Genomic DNA, 626 nt, shown 5'->3' with positions numbered 1-626 from the left:
ACAGCCACTTTGGTGGGCAATACGACGGCATGGAGCACGAGCACATTCGTCGTAGCTTAGACAGCGCACTAGGCCGACTGTCAAAGCGAGATCAATTGCTACTGACGCTGTTTTATCAACACGAACTCAATTTACACGAAATAGCCCTCGTCTTGGATCTGACGCCACCTCGAATTTGTCAGCTTCATAAACAAGCGCTGAAACAACTCAACCAATTAATGTCCTCTTAGGAGTCACAAGATGCAAAAGTTTTTAGGAGTCCTCACTATCCTTGTGTGTGTCTTCGGCGGATACATGTGGGCTGGCGGTAAGCTAGGTGCAATTTGGCAACCAGCAGAATTTCTGATCATCATCGGCGCGGCAGCGGGTTCTCTCATTATTGGTAACCCACCACACGTGCTGAAAGAGATGCGCCAACAAGTGCCAGCAACCATCAAAGGTCCAACTGAAGAGTACGAGTACTACATGGAGCTGATGGCGCTATTAAACAACCTGCTAGAAACAGCGCGTAGCCGTGGTTTCAAGTTTTTGGATTCTCACATCGAAGCACCAGAACAAAGCTCTATCTTCCTGATGTTCCCGCAAGTTTCTGAGGATCATCGTCTGATTTCGTTCATTACTGATAA

1 protein-coding gene and 1 pseudogene are annotated in these 626 nt (G+C 47.4%); both read left to right on the top strand.

The annotated features are described in order from the left end of the window. Window positions 1–230 (top strand): annotated as a pseudogene (gene lafS, locus R7044_RS26275) (lateral flagellar system RNA polymerase sigma factor LafS); the annotation flags it as partial. 10 nt (window positions 231–240) lie between these two features. Beyond that, the coding region (locus R7044_RS26270) for a motility-associated protein (protein ID WP_318141740.1) at window positions 241–626 on the top strand (386 nt) is incomplete at its 3' end.

It is taken from the genome of Vibrio sp. 1402, from assembly GCF_033340275.1.
Note: the sequence above shows the minus strand (reverse complement) of the source record. Positions and strands in the feature narration are given on the sequence as shown.